General features: G+C 69.0%; 16 protein-coding genes. 7 read left to right on the forward strand and 9 right to left on the reverse strand.

Annotated features, from left to right (window positions below; translation table 11 throughout):
• Positions 1 to 5 precede the first annotated feature (5 nt).
• Positions 6 to 983: an N-acetylglutamate synthase, CG3035 family gene (locus tag ACRWNM_RS28570; RefSeq protein ID WP_431971204.1), complete on the reverse strand. Its 978-nt coding sequence runs from the start codon at positions 981 to 983 to the stop codon at positions 6 to 8.
• Positions 973 to 1,563 (reverse strand): peptide deformylase, encoded by a 591-nt coding sequence (locus ACRWNM_RS28575; RefSeq protein ID WP_431971205.1) that lies wholly within the window; start codon positions 1,561 to 1,563, stop codon positions 973 to 975. The genes ACRWNM_RS28570 and ACRWNM_RS28575 overlap by 11 nt, the downstream gene beginning before the upstream one ends.
• A gap of 358 nt (positions 1,564 to 1,921) precedes the next feature.
• Here ACRWNM_RS28575 and ACRWNM_RS28580 point away from each other — a divergent pair, with 358 nt between their 5' ends.
• The 7 genes from ACRWNM_RS28580 (at position 1,922) to ACRWNM_RS28610 (ending at position 7,797) form a co-directional block, all read left to right on the forward strand.
• The gene (locus ACRWNM_RS28580) at positions 1,922 to 2,266 is read left to right on the forward strand and encodes a DUF3263 domain-containing protein (RefSeq protein WP_431971206.1); all 345 of its coding nucleotides are present in this window, start codon (positions 1,922 to 1,924) and stop codon (positions 2,264 to 2,266) included.
• A gap of 58 nt (positions 2,267 to 2,324) precedes the next feature.
• On the forward strand, positions 2,325 to 2,906 hold the full coding sequence (locus ACRWNM_RS28585; protein WP_431971207.1) for a LytR C-terminal domain-containing protein: 582 nt from the start codon (positions 2,325 to 2,327) through the stop codon (positions 2,904 to 2,906).
• Between the two features lie 126 nt (positions 2,907 to 3,032).
• Positions 3,033 to 3,722: a superoxide dismutase[Cu-Zn] gene (gene sodC / locus ACRWNM_RS28590; protein WP_431971208.1), complete on the forward strand. Its 690-nt coding sequence runs from the start codon at positions 3,033 to 3,035 to the stop codon at positions 3,720 to 3,722.
• A 13-nt stretch (positions 3,723 to 3,735) separates the two neighbouring features.
• Positions 3,736 to 4,878, forward strand: a complete 1,143-nt coding sequence (locus tag ACRWNM_RS28595; RefSeq protein ID WP_431971209.1) for a glutamate--cysteine ligase — start codon at positions 3,736 to 3,738, stop codon at positions 4,876 to 4,878.
• A 70-nt stretch (positions 4,879 to 4,948) separates the two neighbouring features.
• Entirely contained in the window at positions 4,949 to 6,316 is a 1,368-nt protein-coding gene (locus ACRWNM_RS28600; RefSeq protein WP_431971210.1) for a DUF5933 domain-containing protein, read from the forward strand.
• 124 nt (positions 6,317 to 6,440) lie between these two features.
• Positions 6,441 to 7,430, forward strand: coding sequence for an Rpn family recombination-promoting nuclease/putative transposase (locus ACRWNM_RS28605; RefSeq protein WP_431971211.1), 990 nt, complete (start codon positions 6,441 to 6,443; stop codon positions 7,428 to 7,430).
• Between the two features lie 133 nt (positions 7,431 to 7,563).
• Positions 7,564 to 7,797: a hypothetical protein gene (locus ACRWNM_RS28610; protein WP_431971212.1), complete on the forward strand. Its 234-nt coding sequence runs from the start codon at positions 7,564 to 7,566 to the stop codon at positions 7,795 to 7,797.
• Positions 7,798 to 7,936: 139 nt separating this feature from the next.
• On the opposite strand, the gene mnhG is transcribed toward ACRWNM_RS28610, so the two are convergent.
• From mnhG to ACRWNM_RS28645, 7 genes are all read right to left on the reverse strand, one after another.
• Positions 7,937 to 8,269 carry a monovalent cation/H(+) antiporter subunit G gene (gene mnhG, locus ACRWNM_RS28615; RefSeq protein WP_431971213.1) on the reverse strand — a complete coding sequence of 111 codons (333 nt, stop codon included), beginning with the start codon at positions 8,267 to 8,269 and terminating at the stop codon, positions 7,937 to 7,939.
• Positions 8,266 to 8,526 (reverse strand): monovalent cation/H+ antiporter complex subunit F, encoded by a 261-nt coding sequence (locus ACRWNM_RS28620; RefSeq protein WP_431971214.1) that lies wholly within the window; start codon positions 8,524 to 8,526, stop codon positions 8,266 to 8,268. Before ACRWNM_RS28620 ends, mnhG begins: the two co-directional genes overlap by 4 nt.
• Before the next feature lie 4 nt (positions 8,527 to 8,530).
• Positions 8,531 to 9,103, reverse strand: a complete 573-nt coding sequence (locus ACRWNM_RS28625) for a Na+/H+ antiporter subunit E (RefSeq protein ID WP_431971215.1) — start codon at positions 9,101 to 9,103, stop codon at positions 8,531 to 8,533.
• A 31-nt stretch (positions 9,104 to 9,134) separates the two neighbouring features.
• Positions 9,135 to 10,736 carry a Na+/H+ antiporter subunit D gene (locus ACRWNM_RS28630; RefSeq protein ID WP_431971216.1) on the reverse strand — a complete coding sequence of 534 codons (1,602 nt, stop codon included), beginning with the start codon at positions 10,734 to 10,736 and terminating at the stop codon, positions 9,135 to 9,137.
• Positions 10,733 to 11,113 (reverse strand): Na(+)/H(+) antiporter subunit C, encoded by a 381-nt coding sequence (locus ACRWNM_RS28635; RefSeq protein WP_431971217.1) that lies wholly within the window; start codon positions 11,111 to 11,113, stop codon positions 10,733 to 10,735. The genes ACRWNM_RS28630 and ACRWNM_RS28635 overlap by 4 nt, the downstream gene beginning before the upstream one ends.
• Positions 11,110 to 13,938 carry a Na+/H+ antiporter subunit A gene (locus ACRWNM_RS28640; RefSeq protein ID WP_431971218.1) on the reverse strand — a complete coding sequence of 943 codons (2,829 nt, stop codon included), beginning with the start codon at positions 13,936 to 13,938 and terminating at the stop codon, positions 11,110 to 11,112. The genes ACRWNM_RS28635 and ACRWNM_RS28640 overlap by 4 nt, the downstream gene beginning before the upstream one ends.
• A gap of 110 nt (positions 13,939 to 14,048) precedes the next feature.
• On the reverse strand, positions 14,049 to 15,362 hold the full coding sequence (locus tag ACRWNM_RS28645; RefSeq protein ID WP_431971219.1) for a hypothetical protein: 1,314 nt from the start codon (positions 15,360 to 15,362) through the stop codon (positions 14,049 to 14,051).
• Between the last annotated feature and the right edge of the window lie 55 nt (positions 15,363 to 15,417).

Consider the following 15,417-nt stretch of genomic DNA (forward strand, 5'->3'; position numbering starts at 1 on the left):
GGGGTCTATTCTCCGCCGTGCGGAGCGGCGTAGCGATAGCCGTGGTGGTCCAGGAAACCGAGGCCGCGATAGAGCTCGAGCGCGCTCGCGTTGTCGGCCGACACCTGGACGTAGGCGTGAGTGGCCCCGCGCTCGTGCCCCCAGCGGATCAGTTCGGCGCACACGAGCGTGGCCAGGCCGTGCCTGCGATGTTCGGCGGCCACCGCGACGCAGGTGAGCCCGATCCAGCGGCGCCCGTCCGGCGCGGTGGTGCACGCGCCCCGTCCTATGGCGATGGGGCTCGGCAGTCCGAGCGAGGCGAAACCGAGCTCGCCCTCGTGCACGGCGGTCAGCACCTCGGTCGACGGCTCCGGAACATGCTGCGCCGCAGGGTCTTCGCCGCGATAGCGATGGAGCCTGAGCCACGCCTCGTCGGGACGCTGCGCGATCCGCACCATCGGCGGGCCTTGCGGCAGTACGAAATTGGTGATGTCGATGCCGAGCACGAGGGTTTCGTTCCAGGTGCGCCAGCCGGGCGGCACCGGTGCGAGCCGATCGGGCAGCAGCAGTTGCAGCGGCAGACCGTGCGCGGTGTACCACTCGCCGATGCGGTGCAGGGTGTCGCTGGAGAGTTCGGCGGGTCGTCCGGATTCTCCCAGCGGCACAGCGGCATTGGCGCGATTGGTGTAGCCGTGCCCGGCGCGCAGCAGCCAGCCGTCGAGCCAGGCGGTCTCGATTCCCGGCCACGCGTCCGCCGCGGCCGCCTCCAGCGCCCTGATCTCCCTGGTCCGAATCGGCCTCGGCCCGATGGCTTTCAGCGCGACCACTCGGTCGGGCGACACCGAGATCACTCGACCGTCGGCGCCGCGCACCGTCGGCGGATCCAGCGAAACCAGTTCGCCGATCACGTCGGTCAGCGGTTGGGGATATCCGGCGGGCAGTTCGTAGCGCATCACCACCCGGCGGCCGAGCGGAATCTGCGCCGGGGCGGGCTCAGTCGTCATGCCCGAAGGGGTCGGGAACGGTACCCGGTACCCAGCTGAGACCCGGTGTGCCCCAACCACTTCGCTTGATCGCCTTCTTCGCGGCGCGGGCGTTGCGGCCGATCAGCACGTCCACGTAGAGGAAGCCGTCGAGGTGGCCCACCTCGTGCTGCAGCATGCGGGCGAAGAAGCCGTTGCCCTCGATCGACACCGGCTCGCCGTGCTCGTCGGTGCCGGTGACCCGCGCCCAGTCGGCCCGGCCGGTCGGGAACTGTTCGCCGGGCACCGACAGGCAGCCCTCTTCGTCGTCGTCGGGGTTCGGCATGGTCTCCGGAATCTCGGAGGTCTCCAGCACGGGGTTGATCACCGCCCCGCGGCGCCGGACGGCCGTGCCGTCGGCGCCGACGTCGGGGCAGTCGTAGACGAACAGGCGTAGCGGCACCCCGACCTGGTTGGCGGCGAGCCCGACGCCGTTGGCGGCGTCCAGGGTCTCGTACATGTCCGAGATCAGCGGGGCCAAGTCCTCCGGTGATTTGGTGACCGGCTCGGTCGGGTTGTGCAGCACGGGGTCACCGACGATCACGATGGGGAGGATTGCCATGGGAAAGAAGCCTACCTGCGCGGCCGAACGCGGAGTCCGTCGATAGCCCTGCATGGGCGAAGGCAGGAGGTACGCCACCTTGCGCTGCCGGACGGAGCCCGTGGATTGCGCTGCGCATGGCCGGAGCGAAGGCGGAGGTACGCCAACTTGCGCTGCCGGACGCAGTCCGTCGATAGCCGTGCGCATGGCCGGAGCGAAGGCGGAGGTACGCCTACCTGCGCACGGCCGGAGGTAGGCCTACCTGGGGGTCGTCAACACGCCGGGACGAAGGGAGAGCATCCCTGTTGGCGCGTGGTTGAATGATCCGCGACGTACAAGCACCATTTTTCGTCTGGTGGTAACTCGGCGAGGGAGCGAGATGGACGGCGCAGCGGCTCGGATCCAGGACAGCCCTTCCGCGAGCGAAGAGACGACGGCGGGCGCTGCGGCCTCGGCCGAGCAGGGCGACGGCAGCGGCCTCAGCCGCCGCGAACACGAGATCCTGGCCTTCGAGCGGCAGTGGTGGAAGTACGCGGGCGCCAAGGAAGAGGCCATCCGTGAACTGTTCGGTATGTCACCGACCCGGTACTACCAGGTGCTCAACGCCGTGGTCGACCGGCAGGAAGCGCTGGCCGTCGATCCGATGCTGGTGAAGCGGCTGCGCAGGCTTCGCGCGAGCAGGCAGAAGGCCAGAGCCGCACGGCGTCTCGGTTTCCAGGTATGACACGTCTTCGGGTCGTGATGCAGGCAGCGGCGCCCGATGAGCGACTAGGGTCGACAGCGTGAGTCAAACCAATCCCACCTCCGGCGGGCCGCCGTTGCGCGCGCTGGCGATGGTGTTGATCGCGCTGGCCATCGTTTTCGCAGGTCTCGGCGCGATGTCGTTGTCGAGTTCCGATTCCGACGCCACGAACGGCGAGGAGTCGTCGTCGGCCACCGCGGCCCAGCAGGTCACCTCGGCCGCGCCCGCGACGACGGCCGCGCCGACCACGGTGGCGTCGGCCACGGGCGCCCCGACGACGACCGTGGCGTCGACCACGTCGGCCGCCCCGACGACGACCGCGGGCGCGCCCGCGGGGACGGTCGATCGGGCCGTGCCGGTGCGCGTTCTGAACAACAGCCTGGTCGCCGGTCTGGCCGCCCGTACCGCCAACGACTTGTCGGCGAAGGGCTGGACCAACGTCTCGTCGGGTAACTACGCGGGTGGCAACATCGCGAAAACGACTGTGTACTACGGGAATACGGCTGGCGAGCGGGAGGCGGCGATGGTGATCGCCGCGGATCTCGGCGCGACCGCGGAGCCCAAGTCGGCGGGAGTCGGAGACGGGTCTGCGGGTGTCATCGTCATTTTGACGGGTAACTGAAACAAGAGTGCGACGCGCGCGGCCCCTTCGTGGCGCGACACGGCGGTCGTGGCATCATCTTGTCCGGTAACGACAGTGTCCACCCAGCTTTACTCGTAAACTCGGTACTCGTAAAGGAGTTCCCCGATGGCCCCGTCCACAACTCGTCGCCCGTCCTGGCGGACTGTGACCCCGGTGCTTGCGGTCGCGGTCTTCGGCCTCGCTGCCTGCTCGAACAGTCAAGAGTCGAGTGACGTCAAGGGAACGACTCCGCCGGTCTGGACCGGTTCCTCCGCCCCGGCAGAGGGCCAGGGGACCGGGACCGAGCACGGCAGCCCGGCCACCCAGCCCGGCACCAAGGTCGAGCTGAAGGACGCCTCCGGCGGCTCGGTCGCCACCGCGAACATCGCCAAGGACGGCAACCACCTCGTGATCACCGTCGAGGGGCACGGCCTGAAGCCGGGTTTCCACGGTCTGCACTTCCACCAGGTCGGCAAGTGCGAGGCCAACTCGGTGGCGCCCACGGGTGGCGCGGCCGGTGACTTCCTCTCGGCGGGCGGCCACCTCCAGGTAGGCAGCGCCAACGCCCACCCGGCCAGCGGCGACCTGACTTCGCTGCAGGTCCGCTCGGACGGCCAGGGCAAGCTGGTCACCACGACCGACACCGTGACCCTCGACGATCTGAAGAACCGCGCGTTGATCATCCACGCCGATGCCGACAACTTCGGCAACATTCCCAACCGTTACGTCCGTGCCGACGGCGTGGCAGGCCCGGACGACAACACACTGGCGACCGGCGACGCGGGCGGCCGCGTTGCCTGCGGTGTAGTCCAGTAGACAAGGTGTCGATATGGGCGGGGCAATCGAGAAAGTTCCATTTCCAGGTTCGCCCCGGCCGACCATCGGCATCGAATGGGAGGTCGCGCTTGTCGACAAGGTGACGCGCGACCTCTCCAATACCGCGGCGGCGGTCTTCGACTCCGTCGGTGACCTGCGCGCCTGGGACGGCACTCCGCAGGTCACCAAGGAGCTGTTGCGCAACACCGTGGAGATCGTCACCGGCGTGCACGACACCGTCGGCGCCGCGGTGGACGATCTGAGCGGCACGATGGACACGGTGCGCCGCGCCGCCGACCCGCTCGGCGTCGATCTGTTCTGCGCGGGCACCCATCCCTTCGCCCAGTGGTCGGCGCAGCAGCTGACCCGCTCGCCGCACTACGACGAGCTGATCGAGCGCACCCAGTGGTGGGGCCGCCAGATGATGATCTGGGGCGTGCACGTACACGTGGGAGTCTCGCACCGGGAGAAGGTCTTTCCGATCCTGAACTCGCTGCTGCTCACCTACCCGCATCTGCTCGCGCTCTCGGCTTCCTCGCCGATGTGGGCCGGTTCCGACACCGGATACGCGAGCAACCGCACGCTGATGTTCCAGCAGCTGCCCACCGCGGGGCTGCCGTTCCAGTTCGAGAACTGGATGCAGTTCGAGCATTTCGTGCACGACCAGATGCAGACGGGCGTCATCGAGCAGCTGGGCGGCATGCACTGGGACATCAGGCCCGCGCCCAAATGGGGCACCATCGAGGTGCGTATCTGCGACGGCATCTCCACCAGGGCCGAATTGGCCGCGCTCGCCGCGTTCATCCACTGCCTGATCGTGGATTTGGACCGCCGGGTCGAGGAAGGCGAGCATCTCGGATCGCTGCCGCCCTGGCATGTTCAGGAGAACAAGTGGCGGGCCGCGCGTTACGGCCTGGATGCGATCGTCATCACAGACTCCGACAACACCGAGCGGCTCGTCACCGACGACCTGATGGATGTGCTGAACCGGCTGGAACCGACGGCCAAACGGCTCGGCTGCTCCGACGAATTGTCTTATGTCGCCGAAATACCCCAGCGTGGTGCGTCCTATCAGCGCCAGCGCAAGGTGGCCGCGGCGACCCAGGGCGACCTGATCGCGGTGGTGGACGCGCTGGTCAAGGAGCTCGACAAGTAGCGTTTCGCTGCGGCGAGCGGTCGCTTGTCGTTCAGCTGGTCAGGGGGACGGCGTTCATCCCCCGTTTACTATGGTCGACGTGCTTGTCGAAGACCCGGGTTCCAGCGTAGGAAGTGCGGTGCGGCGGTTGAAGATACCGCCGTCCCGGGCCTGGGTGGCAGCGGCCGTCGCAGCGGTGCCCACGCTGCTGATCGTGCTCCAGATCGTGGCCTTTCAGCAGGGTTTCGAGGGTCCACTGGAGAGCGTGTGGCGTGATTACGTGGGCACGCCGAAATCGATGTCGGTGCCGTGGGCCGGGTTGATCCTGGCGCTGGTCGGTATCTCCATGCAGCGCAGGCTCGTCGCGCTCGGTGCGGCGGTGGGCATCGACCTGGTGTGCGCGGGCGGGCGTCTGCTTTCCGGTGACGCGCCGACGGTCGGCAACGGTCCGGTGATCGTGCTCACCGCGTTGGCCCTGATCGCCTGGCTGCGCTGGAACGGCACGGAGCGGCGCAACGCACTGCACGCCGCCGCACTCGGCGCGTTGCTGATCCTGGCCACCAAGGTCGGCGACGTGTGGCTGCACATCACCGTGATGAGCAGCCCGGAGGTGCTGGACGAGTACGTGATGCTGGCCGACCACGCGCTCGGCGATCCGTCCTGGGTGATGGGCCGGGTCGTCGACACGCTCGGCCCGGTGGTCTACGCCGTGCTGCACTGGGTCTACATCGAGCTGCCGGTGGCCGCGATCGTGGTCGCGGTGTGGCAGTTGCGGCGGGTGGTCGATTCGGGGCGGTGGCCGAGCCACTACCTGGTTCGCACCTTCCTGGTGCTCGGGCTGGTCGGACCGATCGTCTACGTGCTCTTCCCAGTGGTCGGGCCGATGTTCGCCTTCGGGGTGGACGGCAACGGGCTCCAGGTCGGCAACTACTGGCCGGGCGTGATCCCGCCGATCGACCGCAATCCCGCCCCGCTGCCCTTCGACGCCGCGACTCCGCGCAACTGCATGCCGTCCATGCACACCGCGTGGGCGCTGTCGGTCTTCCTGCACACCCGCCGCGACGTCGACGGTTCCCGCGCGCCACGCTGGCTGCGCTGGGGCGGCACGTTCTGGCTGCTCGCGACGCTGGCCGCCACTCTCGGCTTCGGCTACCACTACGGCGTCGACCTCGTCGCGGGCGCGGTGTTGTGCATGACTGTGGAATCCGCGCTGCGCGAGCCGGAGCGCGGCTGGGGTTGGTTCCGCATCCGCCTCGTCGCGGGCGGAGCGGCGGTGCTGGCCGTGCTGCTGGTCTCCTACCGCTACCTGGCGGTGCCGATGGCGGAGTACGCGGTGCCCGCGGGGACCATCGTGCTGGCGCTGCTCGCCGGCATGGCTGCGGCGTTCCACGCCACCTGGTTCGCGGGGCAGCGGGAGCAGGTTGTCGTGGTGCTGGAGATCGAGCGGGTCGAGCGCTGATGTTTCGTGCGAGAGTCGAGCCTCGCGGAACCAGGCGATCACTGGGTGTCCGAATTCGCTGATAGCGCAATAGGTCTGTGACCGTTCTGGCGCGAGTCGCCGTGGTGGCGGGTTAGCTTCCGGCGTGGCCGTTTCCCCGTCGAACCCGCATGATGCGTATTTCCGGCACGTCCTCGGCCGACCTGCCGATGCCGCTTCCGAGCTGCGCACAGTCCTACCCGAAGCGGTTGCCGCTCGGGTCGATTGGGACGAACTCGAACTGCAATCGGGCAGCTTCGTGTCCAAACAACTGCGCTCGCGCTACAGCGATCTACTGTTCCGAACCCGCCTGAACGGGCACGACGCCTACATCTACCTGCTGATCGAGCATCAGAGCCGCAGCGACGCGTTCATGCCACTGCGCATGCTGGACTACTTGGTCAACATCTGGAACCACTACCTGCGACAACACCCCGACGCCCGCACCCTGCCAGCAGTGGTCCCACTGGTGGTCCACAGCAACCACACCGGCCGCCCATGGAACGCGCCCACCGAACTGACCGAGCTCATCGATCTCGATCCGACAACCCAGCAGGCGCTGGGCCCCTACCTGCCGCGCTTCCGGTTCTTGCTCGACGACATCGCCGCCCTGGACCTGCCCGCACTGCGCGCCCGCGACCTCACTCCCGCGACCCGCGTGATGCTGGCCCTGCACAAGATCGCACCCGGCAATACCCGCCTGGGCGTCGACCTGCTGGCATTGACCGAGGATCTGCGTGCAATCCTCGACGGCCCCCACGGCACGGATGAACTTCGATGCGTCGCCACGTACATTTACATCGTCGGCGACACCCACGTAGACGACCTCGGACCACTCATCGATCGACTCGGTCCCCGAGCCAAGGAGGCCATCATGACCACCGCCGAACGGCTCCGCGCCGAAGGACACGTCGAAGGACGCGCGGAAGGACGCGCGGAAGGGCGCGTCGAAACCTTGATCGATCTGTTGACCGTGAAGTTCGGGTCGCTACCCGCCGAAGTCATAGAGACCGTCCACGCCGCGGACGCCACCCAGGTGCGAGCCTGGACCAGCCGCATCCTCACCGCCGACACCCTCGAAGACATCCTCGCCTGACCAACACCGGAGCGAGCGGAGACTGTTCGTCGCCGCCGACCTGCCGAATCCATCCGCCGTAAGTACCGAACCCGCCCGCTGACTGCCGGAACCGCTCATCGATCGACTCGGTCCCCGAGCCAAGGAGGCCATCATGACCACCGCCGAACGGCTCCGCGCTGAAGGACACGCCGAAGGCCGCGTCGAAGGGCGCGTCGAAGGGCGCGCGGAAGGGCGCGTCGAAACCTTGATCGATCTGTTGACCGTGAAGTTCGGGTCGCTACCCGCCGAGATCATCGACACTATCCGTGCCACGGACCCGGCGCTGGTACGGACCTGGGCCCTCCGCGTCCTCACCGCCGACGCCTTCAACGACGTCTTCGCCTGACCAACACCGGCGTGAGCGGCGAGGGTTCATCGCCGCAGCCTTCAACGGTGCGGCCGACCTGCCGAATCCATCCTCCGCGAGGAGCGGACCGGCCCGTGGACCGTCGAGAACACCTTCGGCGTGCGCGGCCGGTGCCCTCTCAGTCGAGTTCGTCGCCGAGTTCGTTGACGCGCAGGAGTCCGTCGCGGTGCCGCTGTTCGCGGTAGGCGGTGCGGCCGATGAGGTGCGCGATCACCGGGGCGGTGAGGAGTGTGAACAGGCCTACCAGCGCGAGCAGCCACACATTGCCCTTGCCGCGCAGTTCGATGGCGGCGCCCGCGAGCACCAGGAGCAGCCCGACCACCTGCGGTTTGGTCGCGGCGTGCATGCGGGTGAGGGTGTCGGGGAAGCGGACGATGGCGATCGCGGCGGTGCAGGCCAGCACGGCGCCGCTCAGGATCAGCGCGGCCGTGAGCCACTGCCAGGCCGTCATCGGTCGTCCCTGACGCGGAAGCGGGAGACGGCGGCCGAGCCGAGGAAGCCGACCAGCGCCAGCGCGACGATGGCGGGCAGCACCGTGGTGTCGCCGCTGTAGGCGGCCCACACGGCGAGCCCCGACGCCGCGATGGCCATCAGCGAGTCGATACCGACGACCCGGTCGAGCGTGCTCGGCCCGGCCAGGATGCGGTAGCTGGTGATGACGGCGGCGGCCGCGAGCAGGACGCCCGCGAGCACAGCGACGACAGTCATGCGTTCACCTCCGGTCGGATTTCGGGACGGGCCGCTCGAAGGCTGAGATCAGCAGTCGCTCCAGGCGACGGGTCTGGTGGTAGAACCGCGCCACCGCCGCGTCGCTGCCGACGTCGAGCACGTGCACGTAGACCAGGCAGCGGTTCCGGTCGATCTCCAGCACCATCGTGCCGGGGATCAGGTTCAGCAGATCGGTGGTGAGCACCAGCACCAGATCCGACTTCGTGCTCAGGCCGACTCGCAGCACCCCGGAGACCGGTGGCGGTGCGGGCCGGATCGCGAACCACGCGATCTGCAGGCTGGATTCGAGCGCGTAGTAGGCGCTCACCACCGCGGCCTCCGCCATGGCGAACAGGTTGAGCCGACCGCTCACCGGAATCCGGGGCAGCGGCAGCGCCACCATGATCAGCGCACCCACCACGAGACCGCCCACCAGATTGCCGATGCTCAGATCGCCCCACAGCGCCATGTAGACCGCGGCCAGCCAGAGCAGCACTCCGACGCGGACCACGCTGTCTTTGCCGATCCCTCGCGAGACGGTCTCGTCGAACGGTTCGCGGATATCGTCGTCGCTCATGCCCGCACCTCCGGCATACCCCACGAAATCCTCATCGGTACGCCTCCGGTTCGCCGAGCACCGCGCCGACGTACACCGCGGGATCGTGCAGGTCGGCCGCGGCGCGGTCGGCGATGCCGAGGATCGGTCCCGCCAGCACGGTGAGGCCGAGGCCGACCGCGGCCAGCGCCATGGTCGACAGCAGCATGAGCGGCGGGATACGGCCGGGATCGGTGCGTTCGTCGTAGAGCACGTCGGTCGAATCCTCGATCAGGGTGGGCGGTTTCGCCGCCGCGAGGTGTCCTTCCGGCGCTTCGGTGCGCGGCCGCCAGAACACTTTGACCCAGACCCGCGCGATCGCGTAGAGCGTCAGCAGGCTGGTGACCACCGCGCCCCCGACCAGTACCCAGGCCAGTCCGCTGCCGTCGGACGCGCCGGCCTGGAGCAGCGCGACCTTCCCGATGAACCCCGAAAAGGGCGGTATGCCACCGAGATTCAGCGCGGGCACCAGAAACAGCACGCCGAGCACCGGACTCGCCGCGGCCAGTCCGCCGAGCCTGCGCAGCGAGGTGGATCCGGCTTGTCGCTCGATCAGGCCGACGACGAGGAAAAGGGTGGTCTGCACCAGAATGTGGTGCGCCACATAGAAAACCGCGCCCGCCAGTCCCGCCGTCGTGGCGAGCCCGACACCGAAGATCATGTACCCGATGTGGCTGACCAGGGTGAACGAGAGCAGCCGTCGGATGTCGTGCTGCGCGATCGCGCCGAGGATGCCGACCACCATGGTGAGCAGGCCGCAGATCAGCAGGACGGTGTCGAAACCGCCGTCGGGGAACAGCAGTGTGTGCGTCCGGATGATCGAGTACACACCGACTTTCGTCAGCAAGCCGGCGAAGACGGCGGTCACCGGCGCGGGCGCGGACGGGTAGGAATCGGGCAGCCAGTTCGAGAGCGGGAACACCGCCGCCTTGATGCCGAAGGCTACCAGCAGCACCGCGTAGATCGCCGTGCGCACGCCGTCGGGGGCCGCGCCGAGTCGGACAGCGAGCTGCGCTAGGTTCAGCGTCCCCGTGGTCGCGTAGACCAGGCCGATGCCGGTCAGGAAGATCAGCGACGAGAGCATCGACACCATCACGTACCCCACGCCCGCGCGGATGCGTTCGGTGGTCGCGCCGACGGTCAGCAGCACGAACGACGCGGCGAGCAGCATCTCGAAGCCGACGAACAGGTTGAACAGGTCGCCGGCCAGGAAGGCCGCCGAAACACCCGCTGTCAGAACGAGATACGTGGGGCGGTAGATGGAGGTCGGCTGGCGCTGGTCGCCGTCGCGGATGTTCTGGCCTGCGCCGTAGACCGAGACGGCGAGCAGCACGATGGCCGAGACGAGCAGCATGGCGGCGGAGAGCCGGTCCACCACCAGCGTGATGCCGATGGGGGTTTCCCATCCGCCCACCTGCACGGCGGTGGTGCCGTCTCGATCGGCCAGGTACAGCAGCAGGCCGGTGATGACCACGACCGCGGCGAGCGCCCCCAGGGTGACGGTGCGCTGGATGCGCGGCCGGCGTCCGAACACCAGCGTGGCCGCCGCGCCGAGCAGCGGGACGAGCACCGGCAGCGGCGCCAGCGCGGGTAACAGATGCGGGGAGAGGGTCAATCCTCCGGATCCTCTCGGTCGCGCTGGGCGGCCACCTCCGCGTCGCCCGGATCGTTCTGCACGTCGTCGGTGGTGGTGAGCATGTAGGACCGGTAGGCGAGGGACAGCACGAACGCCGCGAGGCCCATCGTGATGACGATCGCGGTGAGCACCATCGCCTGGGCGAGCGGGTCGGCCATGCCCTCGTGCGCGCCGTCCTCGCCGCCGATGGGTGGCTCGCCGTCCGGGCCGCCGACGGTGAGGATCAGCAGGTTCACCGCGTTGCCGAACAAGATCATGCCGAGCAGCATCTTGGAGATGGCGCGCTCCAGGATCAGGTACACGCCGCAGGCGGTCAGGACGCCGATGAGGACGAGCAGGGTCAGGTTCGCACTCATCCGTTGCCGCCTCGCGGGGCCGGGGCCTGCTCGGTGGTGTCGCCGAGTTCGCTGTCCAGGCGGGCGCCGAGGCTGCGCAGCACGTCGAGGACCAGGCCGACCACGATCAGGTAGACGCCGAGGTCGAAGAACAGCGACGTGACCAGCTTGACGTGTCCGAACAGCGGCAGCGTCACTTCGATGATCGCCGAGGACAGCGGCGGCGCGCCGAGCAGCAGCGAGGTGGCCGCGGTACCCGCCGCCAGCGTGAGCCCGGCGCCGAGCACGTGGCCCGCCTCCAACGGCAGCGCCTCGCCGAGTTCGTAGCGGCCGCCCGCGAGGTAGCGCAGGGTCAGCGCGAGGCCCGCGGTGAGCCCGCCCGCGAAACCGCCGCCGGGGGCGTTGTGGCCCGCGAAGAAGAAGTAGATCGAGAGCACCATGATCGTCGGAAAGAGCAGGCGGGTGGTGATCTGCAGGACCATCGAGCGTTCCCGGCGATCCACCAGCCGTCCCGCGGGCAACCAGCTGACCAGGTCGGGGTTGTAGTTCGGCGCGTCGGCGGCGCGCGGCGCGGCGCCGAAACGCCTGGTGCGGAACACCATCGAGGCGACGCCGGTGGCGGCGACGATGAGCACCGAGATCTCGCCGAGCGTGTCCCACGCCCTGATGTCGACGAGCAGGACGTTGACCGCGTTCTTGCCGCCGCCGAACCGGTAGGCGGCCTCCGGGATGCGGCGCCAGATCGGTTCCGCGCCGCGCGCGGCCGTGGCGAAGGCGGCGAGCACCGCCACGGCCGCGCCCACCGCCGTGGCGAGCATGGCGCGGCGGGCCTTGAACGCGGCGGTCCTGCTCGGCTCGATCTCGGCGGGGAAGGCGCGCAGCACCAGCACGAAGACCACCAGCGTCAGCGTCTCCACGAGGAACTGGGTGAGGGCGAGATCCGGTGCGCCGTGCAGCGCGAAGACGACGCCGCAGCCGTAGCCGGTGACGCCGACCACGAGCACGCTGGCGAGCCGGTTGCGCAGCACGGTGGCCGCGAACGCCATGGCCGCCATGATGCCGGCGATGGCCAGTTGCAGCGGCGAATCCCACAGGCGCAGTTCGATTCCCGTCCTGCTGCCCAGCGCGAGCAGGGTCGAGGGCAGGATGATCGTGGTGCCGAGGATGGTGGCCTGAGTCAGTGGCAGCGAACCGCGCTGCACCGATCCGGTCATCCGCAGTGAGAGCCGGTCCATCGCGCGCAGCGTGGCGTCGTAGGCGCGGTCGGCATTGCCGAGGCGCGGGTGTGCGGTCTCGCCGAATCGGTTGCGCACCAGGAAAAGCGCGGAACCCGCGGCGATGATCAGGACCGACAAAGCCAGCGGCAGGGTGAACCCGTGCCACAGCGCCAGGTGCGAAACGAGTTCTCCCGGAAGCGTTTCCGGGTACCCGCGCAGAACCTCGTCCAGCCACCGCGCACTGACGCCCGCCGCCAGGCTCGCCACGGCCAGCGTGGCGGGCGGCGCGAGAAACAGCCATCCCGGCGCGTGCCACGACGGCTCCTCGTCGAGCGGCCTGTCGCCGAACGCGCCCCAGACGAAGCGGGCGCTGTAACCGACGGTCAGCATGGAACCGAGCACGATCGCCGCGCACAGCGCCGTGCGTACGGGCGCGGCAACGGTGTCGGCGTCCAGGATTGCGGCGAGCGCGCTCTCCTTGCCGACGAAGCCGAGCAGCACCGGAATGCCCGCCATGCTCAGCGCCGCGAGCGCGGCCACGCCGCACAGCACAGGAGCCTGCCGTCCCAGCCCGGACAACTCGCGCAGATCCCGGGTTCCCGCACCGTGATCCACGATCCCGACCACCATGAACAGGCACGCCTTGAACAGCGCGTGCGCCACGATCAGCGTCGTCCCGGCCAGCGCCGCGTCCGGTGTGCCGAGCCCGAGCAGCACGATCAGGAAACCCAGCTGGCTCACGGTGCCGAAGGCGAGCAGCAGCTTCAGATCGGTCACGCGCAACGCGCGAATACCCGCGAGCAGCATGGTCACCGCGCCGAGGACGAGCACCATCGGATGCCACGGCGGGCTGTTCGCGAAAACCGGCGCGAGCCGCGCCACCAGGTACACGCCCGCCTTCACCATGGCCGCGGCGTGCAGATAGGCGCTCACCGGGGTCGGCGCGGCCATCGCGCCCGGAAGCCAGAAGTGCAGCGGCACGATCGCGGACTTGCTGAGCGCGCCGACGAGCAGCAGGGCGACGGCCACCGATACCGCGACGCCGTCCGGCGGGCTCTCCATGGCCAGCAGGTCCGACAGCAGGTAGGTGCCGCTGGTCTGCCCCAGGATGACGATGCCGACCAGCATGGCCAGCCCGCCCGCCCCGGTGACCAGCAGCGCCTGCAAGGCGGCGCGCCTGCTGGTCGCGCGCTCGGCGTGGTGGCCGACCAGGAGGAACGACAGCACCGTCGTCGTCTCCCAGAAGACGTAGAGCAGCAGCATGTTGTCGCTGGTGACCAGACCGAACATGGCTCCAGCGAAGCCGACGAACTGGGCTGCGAACACACCGAGTCTGGGCTCGTCGTCCTCGAAATAGCGGATGCAGTAGAGCAGGATCAGCGTGCCGATGCCGAGCACCAGTGCTGCCATGACGGCCGCGAGCGAATCGAAGCGAAGATCGATGTTCATCGCGATGCCGGGCGCCCAGGTGAGCCGAACCTGCTGCGTGCTATCCCAATTCGCGATCACCCAGCCGAAACCGGCCAGCGGCGGCAGCGCGAGCACCGCGAACGCGTTGCGGCCCAACACCCGTACGCACAGCGGCGCGGCCAGTGCGGCAAGCGCATGCGCGAGCAGGATTACGAGCAAACTGCACTCCGTCAGGTCGTTGCGGGCGGTGGTGCGGGTTCAGCCTACGTGGAGCCAGGGCTTTTCGCGGGGCAGCTCACTATGGCGTCAGCCATGTCGGCGCACGTCGGCTATATGTCCGCTACCTTGTCCCGCGACTCAGGGGGCGCGGGTTTGCGGTAGCTGCGCGGCCGCAGCCGGTACACCAGGAGCAGGGCGGCCGCGCAGCCGAGCACGATCATCAGCGCCACCCGGCCCGGGGTTGCGGCGTCGGCCATGTTGTCCCGCGGCGGCCATGTCTCGTTCTTCACCGGCATGGCGGTGATGATGCTCGGCAGGTAGAGCGCGCCGAGGGCGAGCACGGCGCTGGGGCCGTAGCGGGGCTGGGCAGCGCCGCAGCTGTACCCGGCGGTCAACGCGAGCAGCACCGTCGCGACGGAGTAGTACACGGCGTCGTCGCCGTGCGCGTCGAGGAACGCGAACACGGTGACGCCCAGCAGCGCCAGCAGCGCCAAGAACGGCGACGGCGCGCGGAGACCGGCGAACAGGCCGAGCGCGGTGAGCGCGAGCACCGCGATCACGCTCCACCACGGCCGCGGCGCGTAACCGAGCGCGTCGGCGGTCGCGACCAGACTCACCGCGAGCAGCACGCCGATGCCGTCGCGGCCGGGCAGCAGCATGGCCGCGATCAGCGCGGCGATGATGGTGGCCACGACGGCGATCGCGATCTCCAGCCGGTTGTCGCTCGGGGCGGAGACGTTGTTGTACTGGCCCGCCAGCCATTCGGTGGCCGCGAGGACGATCAGGCCGAGCACGGTCGCCGCGAGGATCGGCGCGATCGGCAGATCGATGGGCACGGTCGAATCGCGCTGCCGTCCGGTCCGGGTGCGATGGCGGGCGATGGCGAGGAACAGCAGCACCACCGAGATGCCGATCATCCAGCGCGGCGGTGTCTCGAGCACCGACCACGGGTCCTGAGCGGGCAGGTCGAGGAAGTCGGCGAGGTCGCCGAAGACGAAGAAGGTCGCCGTGCCGAGCACGTAGCCGATCGCCGGGGCGGGCTTGCGCAGCGCGGCGATGCCCAATGCGCCCAACAGGATTCCGCCGCACACCGAGTCGATGTAGTTCTGCGTGGTGAGCAGGTCGGCGGAGGAGACATTGCGGCCGGCGAAGTGGTTGACGAAGAGGCCGAGCGCGGCGCCGAACGCCACGATCCATCCGGTGAGCGGCTTGGCGAAGGTGGCGATCAGCACCGCGACGGTGACCGCGACGACCATGCCGATCGTCGCGCCGCGCGGGGCGCTGTTGATCAGGCTGGCGATCCGGTACGGGGTGCTCTGCGCGGTCCAGCTGAAGGTGATCGGCAGGAACAGCGCGATTCCCGCGACCGCGGCCCCGAGGAAGGCCGTGACCACGTCGACTCCGTCGCCGATCCATCGCCGCACTTGGGCAACATACCCGCGCCGCGGCGTCGAACCGGTGATTGCCGACGGATAGCCT

The organism is Nocardia sp. bgisy134 (assembly GCF_965341865.1).
Taxonomy (GTDB): domain Bacteria; phylum Actinomycetota; class Actinomycetes; order Mycobacteriales; family Mycobacteriaceae; genus Nocardia.

Bases quoted from the DNA above. Each gene is read 5' to 3' on its own strand.
- ACRWNM_RS28570 (WP_431971204.1), bottom strand. From the start codon at position 983: ATGACGACTGAGCCCGCCCCGGCGCAGATTCCGCTCGGCCGCCGGGTG.
- ACRWNM_RS28575 (WP_431971205.1), bottom strand. From the start codon at position 1,563: ATGGCAATCCTCCCCATCGTGATCGTCGGTGACCCCGTGCTGCACAAC.
- ACRWNM_RS28580 (WP_431971206.1), top strand. From the start codon at position 1,922: ATGGACGGCGCAGCGGCTCGGATCCAGGACAGCCCTTCCGCGAGCGAA.
- sodC (WP_431971208.1), top strand. From the start codon at position 3,033: ATGGCCCCGTCCACAACTCGTCGCCCGTCCTGGCGGACTGTGACCCCG.
- ACRWNM_RS28595 (WP_431971209.1), top strand. From the start codon at position 3,736: ATGGGCGGGGCAATCGAGAAAGTTCCATTTCCAGGTTCGCCCCGGCCG.
- ACRWNM_RS28600 (WP_431971210.1), top strand. From the start codon at position 4,949: ATGGTCGACGTGCTTGTCGAAGACCCGGGTTCCAGCGTAGGAAGTGCG.
- ACRWNM_RS28610 (WP_431971212.1), top strand. From the start codon at position 7,564: ATGACCACCGCCGAACGGCTCCGCGCTGAAGGACACGCCGAAGGCCGC.
- mnhG (WP_431971213.1), bottom strand. From the start codon at position 8,269: ATGACGGCCTGGCAGTGGCTCACGGCCGCGCTGATCCTGAGCGGCGCC.
- ACRWNM_RS28620 (WP_431971214.1), bottom strand. From the start codon at position 8,526: ATGACTGTCGTCGCTGTGCTCGCGGGCGTCCTGCTCGCGGCCGCCGCC.
- ACRWNM_RS28625 (WP_431971215.1), bottom strand. From the start codon at position 9,103: ATGAGCGACGACGATATCCGCGAACCGTTCGACGAGACCGTCTCGCGA.
- ACRWNM_RS28635 (WP_431971217.1), bottom strand. From the start codon at position 11,113: ATGAGTGCGAACCTGACCCTGCTCGTCCTCATCGGCGTCCTGACCGCC.